This window comes from Phyllobacterium sp. CL33Tsu, assembly GCF_900113985.1.
In the GTDB taxonomy this organism is placed as follows: Bacteria; Pseudomonadota; Alphaproteobacteria; order Rhizobiales; family Rhizobiaceae; genus Phyllobacterium; species Phyllobacterium pellucidum.
The window spans coordinates 1721616-1747139 of record NZ_FORJ01000001.1 but is presented as its reverse complement, the minus strand read 5'-3'; the positions used below and the strand labels follow the sequence as shown (position 1 = coordinate 1747139).

General features: G+C 58.9%; 32 protein-coding genes and 1 pseudogene. 12 read left to right on the top strand and 21 right to left on the bottom strand.

Annotated features, from left to right (window positions below; translation table 11 throughout):
* Positions 1-158: 158 nt before the first annotated feature.
* Together BM074_RS08515 and BM074_RS08510 are read left to right on the top strand one after the other, a co-directional pair.
* Positions 159-1049 (top strand): fatty acid desaturase family protein, encoded by an 891-nt coding sequence (locus BM074_RS08515; RefSeq protein WP_091921571.1) that lies wholly within the window; start codon positions 159-161, stop codon positions 1047-1049.
* 135 nt (positions 1050-1184) lie between these two features.
* A complete protein-coding gene (locus BM074_RS08510; protein WP_027231201.1) occupies positions 1185-1490 on the top strand; it encodes a hypothetical protein in 306 nt (101 codons plus the stop codon).
* Between the two features lie 77 nt (positions 1491-1567).
* Here BM074_RS08510 and BM074_RS08505 read toward each other — a convergent pair whose 3' ends face one another.
* Positions 1568-2038 carry a DUF992 domain-containing protein gene (locus BM074_RS08505; RefSeq protein WP_036814146.1) on the bottom strand — a complete coding sequence of 157 codons (471 nt, stop codon included), beginning with the start codon at positions 2036-2038 and terminating at the stop codon, positions 1568-1570.
* Between the two features lie 188 nt (positions 2039-2226).
* On the opposite strand from BM074_RS08505, the gene BM074_RS08500 reads away from it, so the two are divergent.
* Positions 2227-2727: an ion channel gene (locus BM074_RS08500; RefSeq protein WP_091921569.1), complete on the top strand. Its 501-nt coding sequence runs from the start codon at positions 2227-2229 to the stop codon at positions 2725-2727.
* An 8-nt stretch (positions 2728-2735) separates the two neighbouring features.
* Here the strand turns inward: BM074_RS08500 and BM074_RS08495 are convergent, their stop codons facing one another.
* Positions 2736-3161 carry a DUF2721 domain-containing protein gene (locus tag BM074_RS08495; protein ID WP_091921064.1) on the bottom strand — a complete coding sequence of 142 codons (426 nt, stop codon included), beginning with the start codon at positions 3159-3161 and terminating at the stop codon, positions 2736-2738.
* A 181-nt stretch (positions 3162-3342) separates the two neighbouring features.
* On the opposite strand from BM074_RS08495, the gene BM074_RS08490 reads away from it, so the two are divergent.
* Together BM074_RS08490 and BM074_RS08485 are read left to right on the top strand one after the other, a co-directional pair.
* A complete protein-coding gene (locus tag BM074_RS08490; RefSeq protein WP_091921062.1) occupies positions 3343-3990 on the top strand; it encodes a hypothetical protein in 648 nt (215 codons plus the stop codon).
* A 90-nt stretch (positions 3991-4080) separates the two neighbouring features.
* Positions 4081-4770, top strand: a complete 690-nt coding sequence (locus tag BM074_RS08485) for a YoaK family protein (protein ID WP_139202513.1) — start codon at positions 4081-4083, stop codon at positions 4768-4770.
* Here BM074_RS08485 and BM074_RS08480 read toward each other — a convergent pair.
* Complete coding sequence (locus BM074_RS08480; protein ID WP_091921057.1) at positions 4760-5665, bottom strand: LysR family transcriptional regulator; 906 nt, start codon at positions 5663-5665, stop codon at positions 4760-4762. The two genes, BM074_RS08485 and BM074_RS08480, sit on opposite strands and share 11 nt — an antisense overlap.
* Positions 5666-5766: 101 nt before the next feature.
* Here BM074_RS08480 and BM074_RS08475 point away from each other — a divergent pair, with 101 nt between their 5' ends.
* Complete coding sequence (locus BM074_RS08475) at positions 5767-6603, top strand: oxidoreductase (protein WP_091921055.1); 837 nt, start codon at positions 5767-5769, stop codon at positions 6601-6603.
* Between the two features lie 77 nt (positions 6604-6680).
* Here the strand turns inward: BM074_RS08475 and BM074_RS08470 are convergent, their stop codons facing one another.
* The 3 genes from BM074_RS08470 to BM074_RS08460 all read right to left on the bottom strand — a co-directional run bounded on the left by BM074_RS08470 (position 6681) and on the right by BM074_RS08460 (position 8220).
* Positions 6681-6944 carry a DUF2312 domain-containing protein gene (locus BM074_RS08470; RefSeq protein WP_027231195.1) on the bottom strand — a complete coding sequence of 88 codons (264 nt, stop codon included), beginning with the start codon at positions 6942-6944 and terminating at the stop codon, positions 6681-6683.
* A 138-nt stretch (positions 6945-7082) separates the two neighbouring features.
* Positions 7083-7388 carry a DUF1244 domain-containing protein gene (locus BM074_RS08465; RefSeq protein WP_091921054.1) on the bottom strand — a complete coding sequence of 102 codons (306 nt, stop codon included), beginning with the start codon at positions 7386-7388 and terminating at the stop codon, positions 7083-7085.
* Positions 7389-7407: 19 nt separating this feature from the next.
* Positions 7408-8220, bottom strand: coding sequence for an N-formylglutamate amidohydrolase (locus BM074_RS08460; RefSeq protein ID WP_091921052.1), 813 nt, complete (start codon positions 8218-8220; stop codon positions 7408-7410).
* 486 nt (positions 8221-8706) lie between these two features.
* Between BM074_RS08460 and BM074_RS08455 the strand changes: the two are divergent.
* Both BM074_RS08455 and pyk read left to right on the top strand, forming a co-directional pair.
* Positions 8707-9099: pseudogene (locus BM074_RS08455) on the top strand (DUF1036 domain-containing protein); the annotation flags it as partial.
* Positions 9096-10532, top strand: coding sequence for a pyruvate kinase (pyk, locus tag BM074_RS08450; protein WP_027231191.1), 1437 nt, complete (start codon positions 9096-9098; stop codon positions 10530-10532). The pseudogene BM074_RS08455 and the gene pyk, both read left to right, overlap by 4 nt.
* Before the next feature lie 100 nt (positions 10533-10632).
* Here the strand turns inward: pyk and BM074_RS08445 are convergent, their stop codons facing one another.
* From BM074_RS08445 to BM074_RS08425, 5 genes are all read right to left on the bottom strand, one after another.
* On the bottom strand, positions 10633-11241 hold the full coding sequence (locus BM074_RS08445) for a tetratricopeptide repeat protein (protein ID WP_091921050.1): 609 nt from the start codon (positions 11239-11241) through the stop codon (positions 10633-10635).
* Between the two features lie 62 nt (positions 11242-11303).
* Positions 11304-11429 carry a type B 50S ribosomal protein L36 gene (gene ykgO / locus BM074_RS08440; protein WP_027231189.1) on the bottom strand — a complete coding sequence of 42 codons (126 nt, stop codon included), beginning with the start codon at positions 11427-11429 and terminating at the stop codon, positions 11304-11306.
* Positions 11430-11594: 165 nt separating this feature from the next.
* The gene (locus tag BM074_RS08435; protein ID WP_091921048.1) at positions 11595-12674 is read right to left on the bottom strand and encodes a 5-(carboxyamino)imidazole ribonucleotide synthase; all 1080 of its coding nucleotides are present in this window, start codon (positions 12672-12674) and stop codon (positions 11595-11597) included.
* Complete coding sequence (gene purE / locus BM074_RS08430) at positions 12671-13168, bottom strand: 5-(carboxyamino)imidazole ribonucleotide mutase (protein WP_091921046.1); 498 nt, start codon at positions 13166-13168, stop codon at positions 12671-12673. The genes BM074_RS08435 and purE overlap by 4 nt, the downstream gene beginning before the upstream one ends.
* 104 nt (positions 13169-13272) lie before the next feature.
* Positions 13273-13476: a YdcH family protein gene (locus BM074_RS08425; RefSeq protein ID WP_027231186.1), complete on the bottom strand. Its 204-nt coding sequence runs from the start codon at positions 13474-13476 to the stop codon at positions 13273-13275.
* Positions 13477-13702: 226 nt separating this feature from the next.
* On the opposite strand from BM074_RS08425, the gene BM074_RS08420 reads away from it, so the two are divergent.
* Positions 13703-13882 (top strand): YdcH family protein, encoded by a 180-nt coding sequence (locus tag BM074_RS08420; RefSeq protein WP_027231185.1) that lies wholly within the window; start codon positions 13703-13705, stop codon positions 13880-13882.
* Between the two features lie 116 nt (positions 13883-13998).
* On the opposite strand, the gene BM074_RS08415 is transcribed toward BM074_RS08420, so the two are convergent.
* The 3 genes from BM074_RS08415 to BM074_RS08405 form a co-directional block, all read right to left on the bottom strand.
* Positions 13999-14262: an ArsR/SmtB family transcription factor gene (locus tag BM074_RS08415; protein WP_027231184.1), complete on the bottom strand. Its 264-nt coding sequence runs from the start codon at positions 14260-14262 to the stop codon at positions 13999-14001.
* Between the two features lie 77 nt (positions 14263-14339).
* A complete protein-coding gene (locus BM074_RS08410) occupies positions 14340-15596 on the bottom strand; it encodes an MFS transporter (RefSeq protein WP_091921045.1) in 1257 nt (418 codons plus the stop codon).
* 111 nt (positions 15597-15707) lie between these two features.
* Complete coding sequence (locus BM074_RS08405; RefSeq protein ID WP_027231182.1) at positions 15708-15893, bottom strand: DUF1192 domain-containing protein; 186 nt, start codon at positions 15891-15893, stop codon at positions 15708-15710.
* 95 nt (positions 15894-15988) lie between these two features.
* On the opposite strand from BM074_RS08405, the gene BM074_RS08400 reads away from it, so the two are divergent.
* The gene (locus BM074_RS08400) at positions 15989-16993 is read left to right on the top strand and encodes an NAD(P)H-quinone oxidoreductase (protein ID WP_091921043.1); all 1005 of its coding nucleotides are present in this window, start codon (positions 15989-15991) and stop codon (positions 16991-16993) included.
* A gap of 85 nt (positions 16994-17078) precedes the next feature.
* On the opposite strand, the gene BM074_RS08395 is transcribed toward BM074_RS08400, so the two are convergent.
* Positions 17079-19280: an esterase-like activity of phytase family protein gene (locus BM074_RS08395; RefSeq protein WP_091921041.1), complete on the bottom strand. Its 2202-nt coding sequence runs from the start codon at positions 19278-19280 to the stop codon at positions 17079-17081.
* Positions 19281-19507: 227 nt separating this feature from the next.
* On the opposite strand from BM074_RS08395, the gene BM074_RS08390 reads away from it, so the two are divergent.
* The gene (locus tag BM074_RS08390; protein ID WP_027231179.1) at positions 19508-20200 is read left to right on the top strand and encodes a DUF1013 domain-containing protein; all 693 of its coding nucleotides are present in this window, start codon (positions 19508-19510) and stop codon (positions 20198-20200) included.
* Positions 20201-20350: 150 nt separating this feature from the next.
* On the opposite strand, the gene BM074_RS08385 is transcribed toward BM074_RS08390, so the two are convergent.
* The 5 genes from BM074_RS08385 to BM074_RS08365 form a co-directional block, all read right to left on the bottom strand.
* The gene (locus tag BM074_RS08385; protein WP_027231178.1) at positions 20351-21061 is read right to left on the bottom strand and encodes a helix-turn-helix transcriptional regulator; all 711 of its coding nucleotides are present in this window, start codon (positions 21059-21061) and stop codon (positions 20351-20353) included.
* Positions 21054-21464, bottom strand: coding sequence for a hypothetical protein (locus BM074_RS08380; protein WP_091921039.1), 411 nt, complete (start codon positions 21462-21464; stop codon positions 21054-21056). The genes BM074_RS08385 and BM074_RS08380 overlap by 8 nt, the downstream gene beginning before the upstream one ends.
* 25 nt (positions 21465-21489) lie before the next feature.
* Positions 21490-22077: a DJ-1/PfpI family protein gene (locus BM074_RS08375; RefSeq protein ID WP_027231176.1), complete on the bottom strand. Its 588-nt coding sequence runs from the start codon at positions 22075-22077 to the stop codon at positions 21490-21492.
* Positions 22078-22106: 29 nt separating this feature from the next.
* On the bottom strand, positions 22107-22406 hold the full coding sequence (locus tag BM074_RS23260; RefSeq protein ID WP_113281490.1) for a DUF1127 domain-containing protein: 300 nt from the start codon (positions 22404-22406) through the stop codon (positions 22107-22109).
* Between the two features lie 85 nt (positions 22407-22491).
* A complete protein-coding gene (locus tag BM074_RS08365; RefSeq protein ID WP_091921037.1) occupies positions 22492-24396 on the bottom strand; it encodes a propionyl-CoA synthetase in 1905 nt (634 codons plus the stop codon).
* Positions 24397-24521: 125 nt separating this feature from the next.
* Between BM074_RS08365 and BM074_RS22980 the strand changes: the two genes are divergently transcribed.
* Complete coding sequence (locus BM074_RS22980; RefSeq protein WP_172982571.1) at positions 24522-24683, top strand: hypothetical protein; 162 nt, start codon at positions 24522-24524, stop codon at positions 24681-24683.
* Positions 24684-24747: 64 nt separating this feature from the next.
* Here BM074_RS22980 and BM074_RS08360 read toward each other — a convergent pair whose 3' ends face one another.
* Entirely contained in the window at positions 24748-25494 is a 747-nt protein-coding gene (locus tag BM074_RS08360) for an SGNH/GDSL hydrolase family protein (RefSeq protein WP_091921035.1), read from the bottom strand.
* Positions 25495-25524: the final 30 nt, after the last annotated feature.

Sequence of the window (25524 nt, the reverse complement as noted above, 5' to 3'; positions counted from 1 at the left end):
TTCCTGCGTCGCCAAGGCTGAAGACAACCAACCCGATCCCAAGTCATGAGCCGCTCATGTCGTATGCGAAATGCGACGTGACAATGCCGAAATACGGGCGTTAGACTCCGCTGTACGTGCGTAACATGAATGCGTTGATGCCAATGGACAGGGTTGTCATGGACCACCGCACCATCATTGCCTCGCTGACCCAGGAGCAGCGCGATCATCTGACCGCCAAGTCGGATGCAGCAGGCCTGGTGCAGCTTGGCGTGCATTGGGGCGCGATTGGCCTGTTGGGCTTGTTGATTGCCGCTCGCGTTCCCTTCTGGCCTTTGCTCATGCTCCCGCAAGGGATCCTTATCGTTTTCCTGTTCACGCTCCTGCACGAGGCCGTGCATCGCACGCCGTTCAAGACGCAGCGGCTGAACGATGTCGTCGCGCGCATAAGCGGTTTCATGATCGTGCTTCCGGCCGACTGGTTCCGCTATTTTCACTTCGCCCATCACCGCTTTACGCAAGATCCCGATAACGACCCCGAGCTTGCAACGCCAAAGCCCGAAACGTTGCGGCAATACATCGTCCACCTTTCTGGACTCCCTGTCTGGTTGAGCCATGTAAAGACTCTTCTGCGAAACGCCTCGGGTCGCTGCGATGATCCCTATGTCCCGCCCAAGGGACAAGACAAGGTGAAACGCGAGGCACAGATCATGATCCTTGCCTATGCCGGCCTCGCGGGCTTCTCGCTATGGTTCCAATCATCGGTGCTGCTCTTCGCCTGGATTATCCCGGCAATCATAGGACAACCATTCCTGCGGCTTTATCTCCTCGCCGAACATGGGCGCTGCGCCTTCGTCGCCAATATGCTCGAGAACAGCCGGACCACGACGACGACATGGTTCGTGCGCAAGCTCGCCTGGAACATGCCCTACCACGCCGAGCATCATTCCTATCCGGGAGTGCCTTTCCACCGGCTGCCTGAGTTCCATGCGTTGATCGAGGAACATCTGAAGGAGACAGAGACCGGATATATGCGGTTCCACGCTAGATACATCGAAGGACTTCGTTAGAGATCCGAATCCATCCGGTCCGAGCAAGCCCAGTTTTTCCAGAGAAGCGAGGATTGGCGATCCCATGTTACGCGCGGCTGGATTCCGCGCTACTATGGTAGGGCCATCATCCGTTGCGCCAGGAAAGGAATGAAGATGAACACGGCCAATCTTCAACTGGAAGGACTTTGCCTAGCCATCGCAGCGGTCAATCGGGCCCTCGTTGCCAAGGGGCTGTTGACCGCAGTCGAAATCGACACAGCCCTACGCAGGGCCGAAGCCGTCGCCGTAGGCGACGACAGGGCGGTCGAGCACCTATCCCCAGCAAATCGCGACGCCGTGTGTTTCCCCATCCGCCTTTTGCAGCTGGCAAACAATTCAGGCGCCGATACGCCATGGTCGTTCTCACATCTCGCAAGAATGGTTGGCGAGACCAAGCGGCCCTATAACGATCAGCTTTGAACGGCCAGATGGCGCAGTTGCGTCGATACCCTCAGGATCAACGACGCAACTGACCGCTTGCTTCCAGTACAGTTATCTTACTGCGCCGGCGTCAGCGTTACGGTCGTTACCCCTCCGGCAAAGTTGATGCCCTCCTGCCCTTCAACTGATATCGGTTGCAGGGAAAAGGCCCGGCCGGTTCCGCCGGCGAGAATATTGGCGCCAGCACCGGGGCCGACCGAGGCGTTCGCGCCGACGCCGCTATATGTTCCCGCAAGCGCTCCCGCTGGAAGACCGCTGGTGGCTGCGACGACACCCCAAATGAGGTGCCCTGCCGCGACTTCACCAAGCGCCACGCCGAACTCGTCAATGGACCCGGTGTAATTGTCGGCACTGCCGCCCTTGTCCTGTTTGAACGTACAGGTCAGCTTCTGCTTTTCGACGACGAACATCCCTATGCCCTTGGATACGTCGCAGGACAGTGTTCCGATCTGGGTAGACTCCGCATTTGCGCCGAATGGAATAAGCGCAACGATACAGCCAAAGCATGCCTTTTTGAGGAAAGTCATCATTGTATCTCCTTCGCAACTATTGAAAGTCCCCTGGGCGACCGCCAAAAGATCTTCGCAACAGCCATTGGTGGGAAGTACGTAACTGTTACAGCAGTGGATATTCTGGCACCCGTGCTAGTTTGTCCTGCATTGCGATAGTTCTTCCAGCTGCAGGCCCTCTGGTTACGCGAGACATGGGTGACACGATGAATGACCTTTCCACGCCTGAGCCGGTTCTCGAGATTGCTGTCGGCACAGTTATTCTGATTATTGTCATCTTTGTCCACGGCGCCGGAATTCGGGCAATCAACTTGCGCTTCAACCGGGCCTGGGTTCATGTGGACAGTGGCACGTCGCACTGGCGCATCAACCTCTTGCTCGCCGCGACGATTGCCTCGCTCTCGGCGCTGCACTTCACCGAGACCCTTATTTGGGCCGCTCCGATTTATGCGAGAGGGTTTATCCCTTCCATGCGTGACAGCTACTATTTCGTCCTTGAAAGCTATACGACACTCGGCCAGGGCAATATCACCCTGCCGGAACGCTGGCGCCTGCTCGGCCCGATCATAGCCATTTCCGGCTTGTTCACATTCGGTTGGACGAGCAGCGTTCTCGTCAGCATCATGACCGAGTTCGGCAAGCTCGACCGGGAACGGATCAAGGGGCCGAAGGAACGGGCGTCCGATCAGACAGACCCTGATGCCTGACCTGACAGTCAGAGGTGGTGATCGTGTTCGCTCAGCGAGATACGCACATCCTGCAGGAAACGAACGAGGCAACCGACCAGCAAGCACAGCGATATGACGAAAAGCGCGCCGGCGCCCGGCTCGTGGCGATAGCCGAGGAATGCCACCACGAACCCGACCAGCAAGAGGATGGCAATGCCGATTGCTCCGATAACGGCCAATTGCAGGGCCTGATTCAACAGAACTTCGCGCCGCTTCAGCCGCGCTATGTCCGCCTTGAGCCACTTGCGGCTCGTATCGTCGTCAGCGTTCTGATTAAGACTTCTGATGCGGTCGGTCACGCCCGTCATACGGTTGATCAGGATGGATACCAGCGCCGCGATGGCTGCCAGCAGGAATACTGGAGCAACGGCATGAGAGATCATGGCTGAAAGTTGGTCGACGTCTACGGGCATTTCTCGGGCTGCCTTTGTTGCAGAGCGGATCTTGTCGCGCCGAAGATGCCACTGAACGACACGTTCGGCAAACTGCTTCGCGGGTTGGATTGAACCCTACGAAGGGCGCGCCCTTGTGGCGTCCGGCTATCAAGACTACGCTGCAGGGACGATTGCTGAGCCGATGGGGGGCGGGCGGGCAATGTCGACAAACGTTCGTGACGAACCACGATGGATTCCCGCGCTGGCCATTCTGGCCGTGTTTGGCCTGCTCGCAGTTCTTCCCCATCATGTGCACGTGATGCCGGTTTGGATTTCCTACGTCGTCGTCCTCGTGGTGCTTGTCCCGATGGCTGCCGTCACGCTGACCGGCAGCGCATTTTGGGTGAAAGCGGAACGCATTGCAATCATGCTGCTTGCAGCGGTCTACGCGGCCAACACGGCGGCGGAACTTGCCGATATGATTGGGATCATCACGATTCATCCACCAGAGACACGAGCGGTCTCGCTGCTCTCTTCGTCCCTCGCGATCTGGGTAACGAATGTTTTGACCTTTTCCCTGCTGTACTGGCAAATCGATCGCGGCGGGCCAGGCGCGCGGATGAGCAATGCAAGCACCAAGCCGGACTGGTTGTTTCCGCAGGCGACGGTGCTTGAACTCGCACCGCCTGACTGGAGGCCATTGTTCCTCGATTACCTGTTTCTTGGGTTCAATACGGCGACCGCCTTCAGCCCCACCGATGTCCTGCCGCTTACGCGCCGCGCCAAGTCGCTCATGATGGTGGAGAGCACAATTTCACTTTTGACGCTCGTCATTGTCGCCGCCCGAGCGATTAATGTTCTGCCCTAGATCGGCAATGTCCGGGCAACGGGCCCTTGATTGGTGCTGAGACTCAAGATTGACTTGGCCAACAATTACAAATCTCCAACGGGTGGGGCAATGCTGATCAAAGAGGGCGACCATCGCACATCTCGAATTGACCTCACCCTCGCAGCTATATTGTCGTTTGTGGCTGGAGCGGTGAACAGCGCGGGCTATTTTGCCTTCGGCTATTTCTCCGCGAACATGACAGGCAACGTTTCGCTGATCTCCGACCATATATCGCTCGGACAAGTTGTCATCGCGACAGCCTTCGCCTCCATCGTTGTGCTCTTCATCCTTGGAGCGTTTGCCGCGTCCCTGTTCATCCAGCTCGGCAAACACAACAACTGGCAGAAGGTTTATGCGCTTACACTCCTGGCAGAAGCTTGCCTGCTCCTCATTGTCGGCGCCCTCGATATTCACGGGTCCGGTCCCACAAGGGGAACATTGATTGTTGGAATGCTCAGCTTCACCATGGGCATTCAGAATGCTGCTTCAACCCGCATTTCCACGGGGCGGGTCCGTACAACGCATGTTTCAGGTGTAGCAACGGATATTGGCGTTGGGCTTGCGACGCTGTGGCGATCCCACAGCCCTGATGCCCGCAATACAACCATTCAACGACTGAAACTGCACTCGGCAACAATCGCATCATTCCTGCTCGGTGGAATTGTCGGCGTAGCCTCATACAGGGCCGTGGAAGGCGCCGTTTTCTGGGCGGCGTCGGTTCCCCTCTTTCTGCTAAGTGCAAAATATCTCAAGCGCTGAGCGCGATACCCGACGCCTTGACGAAGTCAACGAACGCGCGAAGCGCAGCGGGCATCTGCCTCCGGCTCGGGTAGTAAAGATAAAGGCCGCCATAGTAGGGACACCAGTCCTCGAGCACCCGGACGAGCCTCCCCGCTTCGATATGCGCGATCGCCTGGCTCTCGAAGGCATAGGCGACGCCGACGCCGAGAAGCGCAGCCTCGATCATTATCTCCTGATCATCGACGATGAGCGGTCCATCGACCTCGACGCTTAACTCCACGCCGCCACGCTCGAATTCCCACGCATAAAGGCGGCCGCTGCCGAAGCGCAATCCAACGCAGGGAAGACGTTGCAAATGCTCTGGCGTCGTCGGCTTGGCATGGGCATCGAAAAACGCTGGGGACGCCACGATTGCGGTGCGCTGGCGCGGACCGATCGGGACCGCAATCATGTCCTGCGCAATCACCTCGCCGAAACGAATCCCGGCATCGAAACCCTCCGACACCATGTCCACCAGATCGTTGGCGACGGCGATTTCGACGCTGATCTTCGGGTGAGCCTCCAGGAAACGGGCGACAACGGGGAGAAGCACCATCTTTGCCGAGACATGCGCCGTATTGAAGCGCAGCCGTCCGATCGGTGCGCCGCGCAGCTCATTGAGGTCATCCAGTGCATCGTCGATATCGCGAAACGCCGGCGCTACCCGTCCAAGCAGACGTTCTCCGGCTTCGGTCAAGGCGACGCTGCGTGTCGTACGGTTGAAGAGCCGGAGGTCCAATCTCTCCTCCAGCGCCTTCAGGGCGTGGCTTAAGGCTGACGTCGTGCATCCGATCTCGTCAGCGGCGCGACGGAAACTGCGATGCCGCGCAAGAACCAGAAATGGCGCAAGGTCGGAGGATGATACTTTTCGCATTGTTGAATTTTACTCATCAACGCAAAGAGAATCCAGTGGATTATCTCAACAGCCACTTCACGATAGAAATCTCCCACAGCTTAGAACAACAGGAGGTTCAAATGCATACATGGTTCGTTACCGGGGCATCGCGTGGTTTTGGTGCTCTCATCGTTGAAAAGGCCCTTGCCAAGGGTGACCAAGTCGTTGCTTCGGCACGCAGTCCCAAGGCGATCACCGACCGCTTCGGCGAGCGATCCAACCTTCTCGCCGTTGCTCTCGACGTCACTGACGAGACGCAGGCGCATCAGGCGGTCAAGGAGGCAATCGCCCGCTTCGGGCGCATCAATGTGCTCGTCAACAATGCGGGCTACGGTCTGCTTGGCGCGGTGGAAGAGGCAAGCAGCGCAGAGGTTGAGGCGCTTTATCGCACCAACGTCTTCGGACTGTTGTCTGTGACCCGCGCGGTGCTTCCGCATATGCGCCGCCAGAGATCAGGACGCATCCTCAATTTCTCTTCGGTCGGAGGCTATCGCAGCGGCGCGGGATTCGGCGTCTACTGTTCGACGAAATTCGCCGTGGAAGGCCTGACCGAGGCTCTTGCCGAGGAACTGAGCCCGCTCGGCATCCACGTTACCGCCATAGAGCCGGGATATTTCCGTACCGACTTTCTCGATTCTACCTCGCTGAGTGTCAGCCCGATCGAGATTGACGACTACGCGCTGACCGCTGGAGCTGTCCGCAGCAAGGCCAGGGACATCAGTCACAACCAGCCCGGCAATCCCGACAAGCTCGCGGAGGTGGTGGTTGCATTCGTCGATGCAGAAAATCCGCCGGTTCGCCTGCCGCTCGGCAGCGACACCTTGGCTGCGATCTCGGCCAAGCACACATCCGATGCGGAACTCGTCGCCAACTGGCGCGAAGTATCAGTCTCGACCGATTTCGAGTTGCCAGCATAAAAACGGCGCTGAGCAGCAAGCAGTAACAATCCGCAGGATGGGGTCGATAACCTCCTGCGGATTATCCTGTTCCTGCGTTATTCCATGCCGAGCGCGTTCATGTAGAGTTCGAGGATAGCCTCTTCTTCCTTGCGCTCATTGGCATCCTTCTTGCGAAGCCGCACGATCGTGCGGATGATCTTGGTGTCGTAGCCGCGGCCCTTGGCCTCGGCCATCACTTCCTTGATGTCGTCCTGAAGGGTCGTCTTTTCTTCTTCGAGCCGTTCGATGCGCTCGATGAACTGCCGCAGTTCCGCTGCTGCTACGCCTTCGACACCACCCTGCGCTGCCAGATCATCCATGCTCATACTCCGCTCCTAAATCCTGTGCGACTCGGTTGGCCGCGCGAAGGGTTCCGATGCCCGACGAGCCCATCACGAGTCAAGTTAAGAGTAGGCTTGGATGCATTTGAATTGGAGGAGGGCCCGCCGGGGCTTGGCTCAATGCGATGGTTTGTTCGCCTCGAAGGCAGCCTTTTGTGCCTCGCTCGCTTCACGCTGGTTCCTGGCTTGCCACTGCGCATAGGGCTCGCCATAAATGATCTCGCGCGATTCTTCTTTCGACATCGAAACGCCGTCGCCCTCGGCGGCATCCCTGTACCAATTCGACAGGCAGTTGCGGCAGAAGCCGGCAAGGTTCATCAAGTCGATATTCTGCACGTCACTGCGTTCGCGCAGGTGCTCGACCAACTTGCGGAAGGCGGCGGCTTCGAAAGCCATCTGTTGCTCGTTCGTAAGCTTGGTCATGATCCGATCTCCGCTCGATTCAGTTCGATGTCTCATCAGGCGATCCGGCAATGGGCCCGGTTCGCGAACCGAAATGCCTGACCACATGCATATCGGGGTCGGCATTGATGGCGTCAAGGATCGGCGCAAGCCGGTTGGCCCATTGTTCGACCCCTGCTTCCTCGGCGATGAGATCCTGTCGCACTTCGATCAATGCGTGAGCGAGGCCCGTCACGATGCAATGTTGGAACATCGTGTCGTTGCGGAGCGCTCCGTCATAGGGCTCATTGTCGCCTACGACGAGTTGCGGATCGGCTCGCAGGCCTTCGATCAGCGGGCGGACCGCGCGCCAGTCCTTGTCCCAGAGAATGCCGGCATGCCAGGGACGCGGCGTTGCCTTCCAGAAGGCCGTGAACGAATGGATGGAAATAACGAGCGGCGCCTTGCCGCTCGCCTTGGCCACCGCTTCGATCGCTTGTGAAACCGCCGTGTGATAAGGCCGGTAATAGCCTTCGATCCGCCTCGCGCGCTCCTCCGGCGGCATGGGATTGTTGCCCGGAATGATCGCGCCATCGGACAAGCGCATGATCAGCGTCGGGTCGTCCTCGCCGCGATTGGGATCGATCAAAAGCCGCGAGAAGCCGCCAAGGACCGCGGGTACCCCGAGCATAGCCGCGAGCCGCCGCGTCAAATGCTCGACGCCTATATCATAGGCGATGTGACGCTCGAATTCTGACGGCGGCAGGCCGAGCGAACCATACGCCTGAGGCAAATCGCGGCGCGCGTGATCGGCAAGCAAGAGAAGGCCCCTGGCCCTATCGCCATCAACCAGATGAAGAGGTGAAAACGGCATTCGCGGTCTCGCTGCTTGGGGATGACAACTTCCTGTTTTCCACGGGCTGGACTGCTTTGCAACGAATATGCGCACTTTCGAACGACCCGGGCGCATTAATAGGCTGATTCCATCTGATGCGCTGATCGACCGGATATGCTGATCGACCCAGAGAACGTGTGGCCGTCCATGCCGCGCCGCCAGTTTGACCGTCCCCGCCAGCGTTAAGCTCTTTCAACCGAAATCGCGCTTGTTTCGCCGCCTTTGCCCTGCTCTTTCATGGCAATGATCATTCTTTTGTCGCACTCGTCGCTGAACTTGCCATTCAAACGATTAGCGCGTTGACAATGCCCATGAAACTGCCGAAAAGAGGTTCGAAGACGGACGGAGGCAATATTGCGTGAGGGCATTGAATTCCACCCCGATCAGCATCGGCGGACGCGCCTGGGCAGCTTTCTAGCGGCTTTTTTATTCATATTTCTAGCAGCCAGTTTTGCGGCTCCTGAGAAGGCGCACGCTGATTTTCGCGTGTGCAACACCACACAAAATCTTGTCGGCGTCGCGCTCGGCTATCGCGCCAAGACGGGCTGGATCACCGAAGGCTGGTGGCATGTCAACGCCTCGTCCTGCACGACCCTCGTCGTCGGACCACTGACATCGCGCTACTATTATCTCTACGCGGAAGACGCCCAGAGCGGCGGCCGCTGGGACGGCAAGATCAACATGTGTGTCGCGGAAAACCAGTTTAAGATCACCGGCATCAATGACTGTTTTGCCCGCGGATTTCAGCGCGCGGGATTTCAGGAGTATGATACCGGCGAGCAGACGAGCTGGATGGTCCAGCTTACCGAAGAGAATCCTCCCTCCTCTCCAATCGTAACGGATACCCCTCCTCAATGAGACGTCGCCGCAAGGTCAAGATTCTAGCCACCCTCGGACCCGCTTCTTCCGAAGAAGCCATGATCCGCAAATTGTTCGAAGCGGGTGCTGACGTATTCCGCATCAACATGAGCCATGCCAGCCACGATCTGATGCGCGAGCTCGTGCGCCGCATCCGCCGCGTCGAGAAAGACCTCGGCCGCCCGATCGGCATCCTCGCCGACCTACAGGGCCCGAAGCTGCGTGTCGGCAAGTTCGCGGACGGCAAGGTCGATCTTACGCCGGGTCAGACCTTCACGCTCGATAGCAACGATACGCCCGGCGACAACACCCGCGTGTTCCTGCCGCATCCCGAGATTCTCGAGGCCGTCGAGCCCGGCCATCGCCTGCTCATCGACGATGGCAAGCTGGCGCTCGTCGCCGAGGCATCGGACGGCAAGTCGATCCGCTGCCGCGTCGTTTCGGGCACCAAGATTTCCGACAAGAAAGGCGTCAGCCTGCCCGACACGACGCTCGGTGTCGGTGCGCTGACCGAGAAGGACCGGCGCGATCTCGATGCGGTCCTGCAGGAAGAAATCGACTGGGTCGCCCTCTCCTTTATCCAGCGGCCCGAGGATCTTGCAGAAGTGCGCAAGATCTCGCGTGGCCGCGTTGCTCTCCTCTCCAAGATCGAAAAGCCGCAGGCCGTGGCGCGGCTCGATGAAATCATCGAGCTTTCCGACGCGCTGATGGTCGCCCGCGGCGATCTCGGTGTCGAGATGCCCCTCGAATCGGTTCCCGGTATCCAGAAGCAGATCATTCGTGCCTGCCGGCGTGCGGGCAAGCCTGTCGTCGTCGCGACCCAGATGCTGGAATCGATGATCACGGCCCCGGTCCCGACCCGCGCTGAAGTATCTGACGTCGCTACCGCCGTTTTCGAAGGCGCGGACGCGGTGATGCTTTCGGCCGAATCTGCCGCCGGCGATTATCCGATCGAAGCTGTCTCGACGATGGCGCGCGTCGCCGAAGAGGTAGAGCGCGACCCGAACTATCCGGGCATCATCCATGCCCAGCGCCCGGAACCCAATGCAACCGGCGCCGATGCAATCTCGCTCGCCGCCCGCCAGATCGCCGAGACGCTGAACCTTTCTGCCATCGTCACCTACACGGCGTCCGGCACAACCGGGCTGCGCGCTGCGCGTGAGCGCCCGCTGCTGCCGATCATCGCGCTTTCGCCCGTGGTGGAGACGGCCCGCAAGCTGTCGCTGGTCTGGGGCCTGCACTGCGTCGTGACGGAGGATGCGTCCGATCTCGACGACATGGTCGATCGCGCCTGCCACATTGCCTATCAGGAAGAGTTCGGCAATCCGGGCGACCGGGTGATCATTTCGGCAGGTGTGCCACTGCGCACGCCGGGCTCGACCAATATGCTGCGCATCGCCTATATCGGTTCGGACGGCCTGACCGGCATCTAAACCGGGCATATTGAACTTGAATTGATGTGGTTCGGCCTGCGGATTCGAACCACATTGCGTTTGGCATGCCGGCGACCTGCCACCCGCAATCGCTTGAAGTTCAGGTGCGCTGTCCGGTGAGTTCGTCGGCAAGTTCTCCGGCCTGTTTTTGCGCTTCGCGCATCATCGGATAGACCGTGAGGACACGTTCGAAAGCCTGGAGGGCGGCTTCCTTGCGCCCCGTATCCTTGAGGATAGCGGCCATACCGGCCATGGCGCCGAAATGTCTCGGCTCAAGCGCCAGTGTCTTCTGTATGTCGGCCATGGACCGGCCGTAGTCATTCATGAGGAAGTGCAGCGTTGCGCGCCGGTTCCAGCCCTCGGCAAAATCGGGCTTCATCGTCACGACCTGGTCGAGAAAATCGATGGCGACCGAGTATTTCTTGTCTTCCATCGCCTTGGCGGCCCAGCCCATCATGAGGTCGACGGTGGCGCTGCCGGAGTTTTGCCATTGAATCTGGATCAGCGAGGCAATGCGCGCAGCCTTTACCTCGTTGCTCTCGCGCTTCAAGGAAGCAAAGAGCTCGTCGAGCCGCAAAGCGCGCTTTTGCGCCTGGGTCATATCGGGAAGGGCGGCCTGTTGTCCGATGGGCGTTTGGTCCTCGGCGAAAGCCAAGGCCGGCAATATCGCCAGTGAAGTTACGACTGAAAACGCAAAGACGCTCCGCATGAGACGGATCGTAATCCGTATCAGCGAAACGTCAAATGCAAATAAGCGTGAGTCGCGGACGATCAGCCCTGGCGCGCTTTGAAACGCGGAGCAGTCTTGTTGATGATGTAGATGCGGCCCTTGCGACGGACCAGCTGATTGTCACGATGACGGGCCTTGAGAGCCTTGAGCGAATTCTTGATCTTCATTTCAGCACCGGTATCTTTACGCCCGAAACCGGGCACCAATAAAAAGCGCGCCTGAGCAGCGCGCCGGAAACACGTGGCGGGGAAATAGCCAATGATTACCCCGAATGTCAACTCCCCGCTGGCGATTCATCGCATGATTCCGCGCTCAATCGCTTATTTGTCCAGCTAAAGTCTTTTGCTGATGTGCGTGACATGGCCCATCTTGCGGCCGGGGCGCGCTTGCGCCTTGCCGTAAACGTGCACGACTGCACCGGGCTCCTTGAGGAGTTCCGGCACTTTGTCGATATCGTCACCGATCAGATTTTCCATCACGCAGTCGGAATGCCGCCTTGTATCGCCGAGCGGCAAGCCGGCGATGGCGCGGATATGCTGTTCAAATTGCGAGACGGCACAGGCAGCCTCCGTCCAATGGCCGGAATTGTGCACGCGCGGGGCAAATTCATTGGCGAGCAGCGTGCCGTTGGCAAGAACGAAGAACTCGACGCCGACGACGCCGACGTAATTCAGGCCTTCCAGCAGCTTGCGCGCGGCATCGGCAGCGAGCCCGGCCATGGTGGATGAGACCGATACAGGGACGGTCGAAGTCGCGAGAATGCCGTCTTTATGTACGTTCTCGGCAATGTCGTAGACCTTGATATTGCCTTCCTGATCGCGCGCGGCGATTACCGAGATTTCACGCGTGAAATCGACCATCGCCTCGAGGATGGCGGGCACCGCGCCGATTGCCGCGTAGCCTGCCTTTGCACTTTCGCCGTTGGCTCCGGTGAACTTGACCTGACCCTTGCCGTCATAGCCGAATCGCCGTGTCTTCAATATGCCCTTGCCATCGAACGCCAGCAGGGCGGCTTCGAGATCGCCTTCGCTTTCGACGATGCGCCATTGCGCCGTCGGAATGCCGACCTTGGCAAGGAACCGCTTTTCCGCCACGCGGTCCTGCGAAACCTTGAGCGCCTCGGGCGGGGGAAACACACTTTTCGTCTCGTTCAGCGTTTCCGCTGCATCGACCGGCACATTCTCGAATTCGTAGGTAATGACATCGCTGACCTCAGCGAGCTGTTCGAGCGCATTCGGCTCGTCATAGGCCGCGAGGATGTGCTGGTTGGCGACCTGACCTGCGGGACAATCGCCCTGGGGTTCCAGGATCACCGTCCGGTAGCCAAGCCGCGCCGCCGCCATCGCCAGCATGCGCCCAAGCTGCCCGCCGCCGATAATGCCTATTGTCGAACCTGGAGATATCATGCTCATGCCTCGTCAGAAGGCCGCAGAGCAACCTTGTCGCTTTGCGCCTGCCGGAATTCATCCAATCGTACCGCAAGTGCTGTATCGTTCAGTGCCAGAACCGCCGCGGCCAGCAATGCTGCATTGACGGCGCCAGCCCGCCCGATCGCCAATGTCCCGACCGGGATACCTGCAGGCATCTGCACGATCGACAGCAGCGAATCCTGCCCCGACAGGGCCTTCGATTCGACCGGAACGCCAAACACGGGCAAAGCAGTCATCGAGGCTGCCATCCCGGGAAGATGTGCAGCGCCGCCGGCGCCTGCAATAATGACCTTGAAACCATCCTCGCGCGCGCCTTTGGCAAAGGCGACGAGACGGTCCGGTGTCCTGTGTGCCGAGACGATCCGGTCGTCATGGGAAATGCCGAGCGCATCGAGCGTTTCGGCGGCGTGACGCATGGTGGCCCAATCGGACTGGCTTCCCATGATGATTGCGACGTCAGCGCGTTTATCTGGCATTGAGCATCCTCTGAAATACGAGGCGGTGTGGGAGTAGGTCGGATTAAAGGAAAAGGTTGTCCCCCGCAAGTTAACTCGCGGACAGGTGCCTGCCGTTCTTGCAATCAGGCAATTATATCGGGGGTGATCTTGTCTTCGAGCTCGATGAGCTTGTCTTTGATGATGAGCTTCTTCTTCTTCATGCGCTGGATGCGAAGCTGGTCGCAGCCCACCTGGATCATTGCTTGTATGGCGGCATCGAAGTCCATGTGTTCTTGTTTCAATCTTGCGACTGCCAATCGAATGTCAGCCTGATCCTGATCGGACATGCAGTGATTCCCGATATTTCGCTGTAATAGAAGCTAGTGACTGGTTGCAGGCAATTCTGTCCTCGCCAGCACGTCGCCATATCACATTTTACACCACAAGAAAATCCTACGAAACAAATTCGACAATTGCTTAAAGTGGTGGCAGACTGTCACGGCTCTGTCACATACTTGCCGCGCGGCAAGTGGAGCACGTACGAGTTGGGCAACAAACCAAGGGAGAAGCCGGATGGCCATTGAGTCTCATCTTGAAACGCTTGAACGTAAGCATGGAGCGCTTGAAAAGCAGATTGCTGATGCGTTGTTAAGTCCCGCCTCCGACGACCTGATGATAAGCGATTTGAAGCGTCGCAAGCTTATGCTGAAAGAACAGATCGAAAGGCTGAAATTAGCCGTCACCCACCACTAGGAAGGTCCCACGAAATTCCATCCGGCAGCTACCCAGCGCCGCGATGGCAGCGATAAAAGAGCCCGGTCTCCGCTTCACGCAGGGACCGGGTTTTTCTTTGCCCGCCATGAGAGTCGTCATCCGCTCCAGAATTGGTCGAGCCATAAATTCAAGTGAAAGAAACCGCTGTCATCGACGGCGTAGATGCGGCGCGTGCCCTCCGATTTCACCTTGACGAGGCGCGCATCGAGCAGCGCTTTCAGGTGCTGGGAAACCGCTGGCCGCGAGATCGGCAGCCCGAGCGCAAGCTCGTTCACGGTTTTTGGCCCGCGGCGAAGTTCCTCAAGGAGGTAACGGCGGTTGGGATCTGAAATGGCTGTAAAGGCATCCGTCTCGACCATGTAGAATAGTCGGTTTAAACGAAGCGCATTGTCAACGGATTTCGTTGTCGAGCGAACCTCCAGAGGTCCGCAAACGCCTATTCCGCCGGGTTTTCGGCGCGCGGGTCAAGCCGCACGCTTTCCGGCGTTACCCGCTCGGCGCCGGCAGTTTTGAAATTGTCCCTGAGCTCTATCGGCACGGGCGCGCGCATGCGCGAGCGGATGATCGCATGGGTCATGATCAGAACATGCGCGAGCGCTGTGACGCCGAAGAGCGCAGATGGCGAAATGCTCTCCATGGCAAGGGCGCCGAGGATGGGACCGAGCATCGTGCCAAAGCCGTAGAGCAGCAGCAGGCCGCTCGTAACTTTGACGAAATTTGCCGAGTCGGCAAAGTCATTGGCGTGGGCGACAGCGACGGGATAGAGCGCATAGGCCAGCCCGCCATAGATCGCCGTCATGATCAGGATGATATAGGCGTTGTGCGGCGAGATAAGGAAGATCAGCAGGCCGATCACAGCAGCTGCGCCGCCAACAATCGCAAGGACGTAGCGTCGGTCGGTGCGGTCGGACATGCGGCCGACGGGGATCTGCATCAGCGCGCCGCCCATAACCGACGCGCTCATCATCAAGGCGATCTCGGTTGTCGAAATGCCCGTGGAGGCGCCATAGACCGCACCGAGCGTACCGAACGCGCCGTTGGCCACGCCAATGAGGATACAGCCCAGAAAAGCCACGGGCGAATTGCGGTAGAGGGCCCTGAGATCAAGCTGGACTTCCGTCAGCGGTTTCGGACTGCTGGCGGTCGAAATGGCAGTTGGTATCAGTGCGAGACAGAAGAGGATGCCGGTCAGCATGAAGAACGTCCCCGAGCGCACGTCGCCAAAGCCGATCATCATCTGGCCTACCGTGATGGAAGCGAAGTTGACCACCATGTAGAGGCCGAAAATCTGGCCGCGATTGGAGTTCGTCGCCCGCTCGTTCAGCCAGCTTTCGATAACCATGTAGGAGCCCGCCATGGCAAAGCCGGTCAGGGCGCGCAGGGCGATCCACGCTATCGGTTCGACAAGGATCCCGGTGAACAGCGCAACAATTGCCGCGATCGCGGCAAAGGCGCTGAAGGCCCGCACATGGCCCACCCGCCGCACCAGGCGCGGCGCAAGCAGGCAGGAGGTGATGAAGCCCCCTGCCCAGGCCGTCCCGAGGAGGCCGAGCGAGGTCGTCGAGAAGCCTTCAGCACCGCCGCGCAGTGGCAGGAGCAAACCGTGCAGGCCGGACGCCATGACAAGAAACGATGTACCGCAAAGGAGCGCGAAGACCTGGATGAACGAACGAAACACGGCAAGACCTTGCATGAGAATGAGGGAGGAACCGACTCGCTAACTCCGCCGGCACCGGGTTCGTTTCATGGAGCAATAGGGTAACTTCATGGCATCCCTGTTTCGTTACCCGGAGACTATCAAAACTTAGCGGAAGAGCGCTTCGGCCGCGACCTTGCTGTTGCCCTTGCGGGAACGTTCTTCTTCAAGGCGTGTGATTTCAGTCCGCAGCAGGGCTATCCGCTCGTCAAGTTCGGAAACCGACAGCAGCGACAAATCCTGCCCTATATCATGAACGACCTTGCGTCTTGGCTCTTCGTCGAAAACTGACATCATTTCCTCCAAGATAGGCTCTAATATACGAAGATACAGCCCAACCACTTGGAATTGCAAATCATTCTGGCGAATCGATCGAAGGGAACAGCTCCATGGCCGAAAAAATACCGACAACCATGACGGCAATCGAGATCACCCAGCCAGGGGGGCCGTTGGTGCTGAAGGCAGGAAAACGCGGCGTCCCCGAGCCAGGTCCGGGCGAGTTGTTGATCGAGGTCAAGGCCGCAGGCGTGAACCGTCCGGACGTGTTGCAAAGGCAGGGTCACTACCCGCCTCCGGCCGGCGCTTCCGATATTCCGGGGCTTGAGATTGCCGGCGATATCGTCGCTGTGGGCGCAAATGTTACCCGCTTTCGAATAGGGGAACGGGTGACCGCGCTCGTTGCCGGCGGCGGTTACGCCGAGTTTTGCAGCGTGCACGAAACCAACGCGCTGCCGATCCCGGCCGGCTACGGCTATATCGAGGCGGCCGCCATTCCGGAAACGTACTTCACGATCTGGCACAATGTGTTCCAACGCGGCGCGCTAAAGGAAGGTGAAACCTTCCTTGTGCATGGCGGCTCCTCCGGCATCGGCACGACAGCCATTCAGCTCGCACACGCCTTCGGCGCCTCGGTCATGACCACTGTCGGCTCGCAGGAGAAGCGCGAGACCTGCCTCAAGCTCGGCGCCAGCCATGCCATCAATTATCGCGAGGAAGATTTCGTCAAGGCGGTCAAGGATGCCACCGAGGGCAAGGGTGCAAATCTCATCCTCGATATGGTCGGCGGCGATTACATCGAGCGCAACTACGAAGCCGCCGCGCTTGACGGGCGAATTGTGCAGATCGCCTTTCTGCATGGAGCCAAGGCGACGAGCGACATTTCCAAACTGATGGTGAAACGCCTCACGCATACAGGATCAACCCTGCGCAACAGGCCCGTGGAGTTCAAGGCGGGTATCGCAAGGGCGCTTGAGACAAAGGTCTGGCCGCTGCTGGTCGAGCGCCGCGTCGCCCCTGTGATCGACATGGTCTATCCGCTGCACGAGGCCTGGCGGGCGCATGAGCGCATGGAAGACGGCCATCACATCGGCAAGATCGTGCTCGACGTCGGCTAAAAGACTGAACTCGTATGGTTTACATAGAAGCGCGATAGGGCCGCAGGTGTAAGACTGCGGCCCGGTCGATTGCTACCCGGCGTTATCAGTTGGTCGCCTGCACCTTGCCGACGCTGAAAAAGAGGGTTTCGCCGGACGAACCATCGACCCCGTCATTGTCGGTAACGGCATAGCCATTGCCGTCGGAATCGATGGTGAAACCTTCAAGCTTCTCGACGACATAGCCATTCGAAACCTTCAGATCGTCCATGAAGTCGTGGGCAAGAACCTTGGTCACGACCGGAAGCTTGTCGCCGATCTTGGCCGGCTTCAAATCGTCGAGCGCGATGCGATATAGCCGCTTCACCGCGGCCTTCTGGCCAATCTGGTTGTCACGCTCGATGATATAGAGCTGACCGTCATGGGCGGTGATCTCCGAGAGGCCGACCCAGCCATTTTCCGTCTTGTCGAGCGGATAGGAGACCGCGCTCCAGCTCTTGTCCTTGACGTTATAGGCAAGGAGCTTGACGAAACCTTTCTCGTCATCCTTCCACTCACGCTGGATCGCCATCCAGAGAACCGCATCATCGCCTTCACCAACGCGGGTTATGCCTTCAAGGCCAAAACGCGTCTGGTTCGGAAGCAGTTCTTCCGGAAGGGCGATTTCCTTCTTGATCTCGCCCTTGTCGTTCACGTTGAGGATCGCATGCGGGACGAGCTTTGCCTGGTCGCCTTCGTTGGCGAGCCAGAAGCCACCCTGACCGTCCGTGGTGATGCCTTCGATATCGAGCTTCTGCGCCGCCTGTCCGCCGCGCTTGACAGTGAGCGCCTCGGTGATTTTCGCCGGCGCCTGTTTGGCATCGATGGTGAGGATCGAGGGGGAAGCGTAGTAGAAGGAGTCTGAGACAGCGTAGAGCTTGCCGGGCTCTTTCAGATCGCCGACGAGGCCGGATAGAGCGCCCCAGCCGAGCGGCGTGCCGTCATCCTTCGGGGTCGATACGATCTGCGGATAATTGGGCTGTTGTTCCTTGAGTTCATAGATCATGACGTGTGAGCGCGCGCCGCCATCTTCCACGAGATCGCTCTCGTTGGCTGTAACCAGAAGATTGCGCGAAGGAATGGCCAGAACGCCTTCAGGTCCAATGCCTGAGGGAAGCAGCTGCACGAATTGCGGCTCCGCACCATTATCCTTGTAGACGCCGACGAGCGAAGCGCGCTCGCTGGCGACGAAAAGATAATTGGTGTCGCCGAACTTGCCCACTTCCGCGCCTTCGAGCTCGACGCCCTTCTTGTTACGCTTGTCCGGATAGTGTCCGGCTTCCGCCATCTTCCACTCGAGCGAGGGGCCGGATTCATAAAGCAGCTTTCCGTCCTTGGAGAAGATGCTGAAGCTGCGTGAGCCGCCCTTGTAATCGCCTTCATTGGCGATGACAAAGCGGTCATTGTCCAGCCATTTGACGGTGTCGGGCTCGCGCAGCACGCCCTTCATGCTGCCGTCGAATTTGAGTGCGCCGTCATTCTTCACGTCGATCTTGTCGAGATCGACGGTGCCGGCGGAGAAATGGTTGACGATCTTGCCGGTTGCCGCATCGACAATGGCGATATGGTTGTTTTCCTGCAGCGTAACGGCGATCAAATTGTCCTTGTTGATCGAGACGAACTCGGGTTCGGCATCCTGCGGTGCGATTTCGGAGAGCCCGATCAGTTCAACAGTCTTCATGCCGGCGCAGTCCGCCGCGCCTTCCTTCAGCGCCAGAACCTTGAGATTTCCGGATGGCATCTGCGGCAGCGCGCCTTCATTGATCTCTTCGTCACGTTCGTTTTCGATGACGATGGCAGCGAAGGTCTGGTCCGGTGAGATCGCAACCGAGTCCGGCTGGCCGCCGAGATCGCAGCTGGAGACGACCTTGCGTGACGCGATATCGATGATGTCGAGGCGGCCCGACGGGTTGGCCCTGTCCTTGGACGTATTGACCGCGGCAAATACCGTATCGCCGAGCGCTGCAACCGAGGTGGGCTCACCCTCTACCTTGATGATGCCGCCGGCCTGCGGCTTTGCCGGATCGGTGATATCGATGAAGCCGACCGAACCGTAAGGGCTATCCGAATAGATCAATGTCTGGCCATCACCGGAAACGGTGATGATCTCGGAAGAAGTCGGCTTCGACTTGTCAGCGTCCTTCGGCAGATTATTGGCTACGGCAAAGCTGGCGATCCGGTTGAAAATGGGGTCGGCAGATGCAGGCATGGCAACGGATGCAAGAAGTGCCGCGCCAAGCCCGAGGTAGAGCGTGTTCCTGTTAGACATTAGTAGACCTCCGATTGTAATTGCGGAGATCGATGGCGTAGATGCATTGCAGTGCGATGACACTTTGATGACAGTTCGATGAAACGGCTCCGGAGCAGATTCCTGCGGCTAAATCCGATTCTTGCTCATCGGTTAAAATGAAGGTATATAGCGCCTCGAATTCCCGGAAATTGTGGTTGAACCCACGTCCCGCGCCACCGGAGCGGACGAACGAGAGGATTATATCTATGGCCACCCAGCTTCTTATGCCAAAGGCAACGGCCGTCTGGCTTGTCGACAATACCGCCCTTTCTTTCGAACAGATCGCCGCTTTCTGCAAGTTGCATCCGCTCGAAGTGAAGGCGATCGCCGATGGCGAGTCCGCGCAGGGCATCAAGGGCCTGGACCCGCTGATCACCGGCCAGCTTTCGCGCGAGGAAATTGCGCGTGGCGAGGCCGACGTCAATCACAAGCTCAAGATTTCCGATCCGAAGGTCCGTGTTCCCGAGACCAAGCGCAAGGGCCCGCGCTATACGCCGCTTTCCAAGCGTCAGGATCGCCCAAATGCCATTCTCTGGCTCGTCCGCAATCATCCGGAGTTGAAGGACGCTCAGATTTCGCGTCTCATCGGCACGACAAAATCGACGATCGAGCAAATTCGTAACCGTACCCACTGGAACTCCAACAACCTGCAGCCGATGGACCCGGTGACGCTGGGCCTTTGCTCGCAGATCGATCTCGACATCGAGGTCGAGCGCTCGTCGCGCGGCCGTCCCGCCCAGCCGGTCGAGAGCGGTGATACCTTGCTGCCGGCTTCGGCAACCGAGAACCTCGACGTACAACCGCAGGTTCGCGACGAGGACGAAGAACTCGACGCCGACAAGGTCTTCGCCAAGCTGTCGTCCCTCAAGGGCCGAAATCAGGACGAAGACGAGGAATAGGCTCCTCTGCCTCGTCGTTTGACGGGGACTTAAGGAATAAAAAAAAGCTCCGTCCGCGGAGCTTTTTTTATTGCCGGGAAAATATTCTGACGGATTCGAAACCAGGCCCTAACCCAGCTCGCGGCATGATTCGGCATGCCTTGCCAGCTTTTAAGATGCCTTCGCCCGCGTCTCCGGCGTCTCGCTGAGTTCGACCCGGCGATAGAAATCGGCAAGCGTCTTGCCGCGCTCCTGCCGGAAAATGCGGTCGATCTTCTCGACCTTGGCAATGCGGTCGATGCGGAACGTGCGGAAGTCATTGCGCAATTCGCACCAGCTGATCAGCGTCCACACCTTGCCCCAGAACCACAGCCCCAGCGGCCGGATGTCCCGCATGCTTTCCTTGCCTTCGAGGTCCGTATAGGTGATCGAAAGGACCCGGCATTGCTCGGCGGCGTTTTCCGCAAGATCGATCAGCGACCGGTCGTTCTCGGTAATGCTCGTTCCGGAAGCATGGATATGCGTGTTGGCGATCCGCGGGCGTTCTTCCTTGGGCAGTACAGCACCGATCTTGATGATGGCTTCCTCGGCAGCACGTGCCATGGAGGCCCCGCCCCAGGCGGTAATGAGCCGTGCACCGGCGACGAGCGCGACCACCTCGTCGCGCGTGAACATCAGGGGCGGCAGGTCGAAGCCTTCACGCAGAATGTAACCGACGCCCGCTTCGCCATCGATCGGAACGCCTGTCGATTGCAAATCGGAAATATCGCGATAGATCGTGCGCTCCGACACTTCGAGTTTCTCAGCCAGCTGGCGCGCCGTCACGAGCCTGCCACCACGTAGTTTCTGCACGATCTGGAATAGCCGGTCCGCCCTACGCATCGCTCAATCCTTCCCGCCGGCGCTGTTCGAGGACAAACGCCGGTCCAAAGGAAAGCTTCGCAATCGTCGGCGTCTTGATGTTGACGACACGCCAGAACGGCGTGACTGCCTTGACATCGCCTGTTCGCTGATATGCCTCATAGGCAGCTTCCGCCACCGTCCGCAGGTGAAACCCGGTGGTAATCGGACAGGTAACCTCCGCACCATGCGCCTTCGCCATCGCCCGGCGCATAGACTTCACATCCATCTCGGCGCCTTCGGGAAGACCGCGAATGAACTCATCGATCTCCAGCGCCGTTGGCACGAGCATGATCTCACCGGCCTTCATGCCGGCAATACTGATTGGCGCAGGCTTGACCTGGTGCCGATCCTCGGAATTCAGCTTTTCAGTCCACGTCTTCATATTACGCGTCCTCACTCGGCCAATGTCAGGCCGTCTGGTATTCCTGTGCGATGAACGCACGCATCTCGGCCACCTGGCCTGCCTGCTCCGGCAACAGCGCTTCAAGAAAACTTGTGGCAAAGGTGCCCGGTGCCGCTCCGGATGCGCTGACGATATGACCATCGCGGATTGCGTGCGGAACATCCTGGTAGAGCTCCGCGCCCTTGTAATCGCCGATCTTTGACTGCAGCCATCCAGCGCCGTTACTGGTATGGCGTCGGCCTTCGAACAGGCCCGCGCGGGCGAGCGCCAGCGTCCCGCCGCAGATGGCCCCGACGATGGCGCCCCGTGACAAAGTCGCATTCAACAGGGGCGAAATGTCAGGAGCGTCTTCCTCGGGCCACAGGTCCGAGCCGATGATGGCGAGACCATCTAGGTCGGCATTTTCGTCCGGCGCAACACCCCGATCCGGAATGAGCTTAAGTCCACCGATCGAGCGGAGCGGACCTTGCGACGGCGACAGGGCGACGATGCGCCCGCCGAACCATTCAGTAGCGGAGCCGGAAAGCAGACCGAATTCCCAATCGGCAAACTTGTCTATGAACACCATTCCGATCAGCTTCTTCGGTTCCATGCCGCCACTCCCATTGCCGCTTTGAAAAATCAATATTCTAGCCCGAAACGCCGGGATTTGCTTGTCTTTTTGGGCTGGAATGCTCTTGTCCAATCGATATGCCGCAGGGGAAGGTCGACGCCGGCACTGTCGGTGCCGACGTCTGCATTCCTCATTGCGCCACGACGTGCAAGACGCTCTGCATAAGCATCCGGCCAGCCGATATCCTTAAGCACATGCTCGGGAAGCGAATTGAGATGGCGCTCCGTGCGCAGTTCCTCGCGATACGCTGCGAAGTCAGTCAACAGACGCCTTACTGTCTGAACAATGCCAAAATCTACGTAAGTCATAACCCTGTCTCCTTGTCATCACGGAGACACTATCGCACACCCCTCCTGACAACCTTCTGTCAGGAGGATGTCATGAGGACTCAAATCATTTTCGGCCTATACCGCGCGCCTCGAGGACCACGATGATCTCATCGAGAATCGCCGGGTCGTCGATCGTGGCCGGCATGTTCCAGGGCTCCTGATCGGCTATCTTTTGCATCGTCCCGCGCAAGATCTTGCCGGATCGCGTTTTCGGCAGCCGCTTGGCGGTGATGGCCAGCTTGAACGCCGCTATGGGCCCGATCCTTTCGCGAATGAGCACCACGCAATCCTGTTCGATATCTGATTCAGCCCGCGTCACGCCGGATTTGAGGACGATGAAGCCGCATGGCACCTGACCTTTGAGATGGTCGGCAATGCCGATCACCGCGCATTCGGCAACGTCCGGATGGCTTGAAAGCACCTCTTCCATCGCCCCCGTCGAAAGGCGATGCCCGGCGACGTTGATGATGTCGTCGGTGCGGCTCATGATATAGACATAGCCCTCCTCATCGACGATCCCGGCATCGGCGGTTTTGTAATAGCCCGGAAACTCGCTGGTATAGGCTTCGCAAAACCGCTTGTCGGCGTTCCACAGCGTGGGCAGGCATGAGGGCGGCAGCGGCAGCTTGACAACGATGTTGCCGAGGTCGCCGCGCTTGACGGGGTGGCCGGCATCGTCGAGGACCTGAATGTCATAGCCTGGCATCGGCACCGTGGGCGATCCGTACTTGACCGGCAACATGCCGAGACCCGCCGGATTAGCCGCCATCGGCCAGCCGCTTTCCGTCTGCCACCAATGATCGATGACCGGCACCCCGAGTTTTTCCTCGGCCCATTTGATCGTGTCCGTATCGGCGCGTTCGCCAGCCAGAAACAGATATTTCAGCGAGGACAGACCATATCTGGCGAGGAATTCGCCCTTCGGATCCTCCTTCTTGATGGCGCGGAATGCTGTTGGCGCGGTGAACAGCACCTTGACCTTGTGCTCCGATATGACCCGCCAGAATGCACCTGCATCCGGCGTACCAACCGGCTTGCCCTCATAGATGATGCTGGTGGCGCCGATGAACAGCGGTGCATAGGCGATATAGGAGTGACCGACAGCCCAGCCGATATCGGAGGCCGCCCAAAACACCTCGCCGGGCTTGGTATCGTAGATCGCACCCATCGACCAGGCGAGTGCCACCAGATGCCCGCCATTGTCGCGTACGACGCCCTTGGGTTGGCCGGTCGTGCCTGATGTATAAAGGATATACAAGGGATCGGTTGCCTCGACGACCGCACAGGGCACCTTGCGCCCGCGTGCGGCCGCCACCGCATCGGCATAATCAAAATCGCGATCAGCAACGAGTTCGTGCGGCTGCTGCGGACGCACGAGGATAAGGCAGGTCCCGACCTTGTGCGCGGCCTGCTCTATGGCCTTGTCGAGCATAGGTTTGTAAGCCACCACGCGCCCGGGTTCGAGGCCGCAGGACGTCGCGATGATCATGACCGGCTTGGCATCGTCGATGCGCGTCGCCAGTTCATGCGCTGCAAACCCGCCGAAAACAACGGAATGAACGGCGCCTATCCGGGCGCAGGCGAGCATTGCGACGATGGCTTCCGGTACCATGGCCATGTAGATGATAACGCGGTCGCCCTTGCCCACACCCTTGCCGATCAGAACGGCCGCGAGCGCATTGACCTCGTCAAGGAGCTCGGCATAGGTGATCCTGCGCTGCGTTCCGGTGACTGCGCTATCATAAATCAGTGCGGGCTGATCGGCCCTGCCCTGTTCGACATGGCGATCAACGGCATTGTGGCAGGTATTGCACTGGGCCCCGGCATACCATCGCCCGTAGGGGCCTTGCTCTGCGTCAAACACCTTATCCCAGGGCTTGAACCAGTCTATCGGCACGGCCGCATGAGCCCAGAAGGCCAGCGGATCGGTTTGCCACTCGCGATAAACGTCCTTGTATCGTGATGTCATGTATTTCCTCCCGAGTTTGGCAGCATCCGCAATGTGCGGGCCAGAGTCAAAGGTCGAATTGACAGTGTTCGGTCAATCCCCCACAACTCCGCCACCGACCCGACAGCCTCCAACCGCCGGACACCATGCTCAAGATTCTGCCCTTTGCACTGATATTGATGATGGTGCTTCACATCATCAAGCCGCTCGGTTGGCCAGGCATGAAGAAGCGCGGAGATTTCTGGAAGATCGCCGCTGGCGCCATGCTGGCCATGTTTCTGGTGGTGGTGATCGGGCATGCGGGTTAGATCAGTTCCGCGTCCGAAGATGCAGGTCAAGTTCTGATCACCTTGAGCGTGTCGCTCGGATTTCCTAAAGCAATTCCTGCCCGTTCTCGGTCTCGGCGCGGTTGAGAATGAACGGCACCAGATGCTTCGCCCAGGCGTCATATCCCAGCGCCGAAGCATGGAACCCATCCGCAGCAAAGCCCTCCGGCCCTTCAATGGGAAGCCGTGTCGCAGCGACGGCCATGCGCTCACGGCAAAGGCGTTCGCCGAGCTTGTTTATCGCGTCAGCGCGCCCTTCGAGGATGCGGCCGAGCAGTTTCGGCATCGCCGGCACATCGCGAAAATCGATGACCTTCGACCAGACGATGTGAGCCTCCGGCCACTTTGCCTTGAGCGCATAGAGCAGACCGCCGAACTCCCGTTTGAAACGCGGCAGTGAGTGGAAATTCTTGGTATCGTTCGTTCCGGTTGTCAGAACGATATGGGTCCACATGCCGCGTTCGAGGTTGGGAACGACATGATCGCGCAACTGGCCCGAGGTTGCCGAATTGAACCCTGCGGCGCGCCAGATGATCTTGCGGCCCGTACGACCCTGCAGATGCACGGCAAGCCTGACGCATAGCCCTTGCCATGGATCGTTTACACCGACGCCAGCCGAAGACGAATCGCCGATAACAAGCAATCGAATGGCCGGATCCTTGCCCGCAATCTCCCCAACAGGCAAACCTGCAGGCGGCGCCATGCGCTCCGTCCTGAGCCGCACGCCAATGCCCTGCCAGGCGTAGACCGGGTAGAGCAGCCAGCTGAGGAGGGGATGGAACGGCGATGTCATGCGCGGTTGAATACTCCACGAAAAAACCCG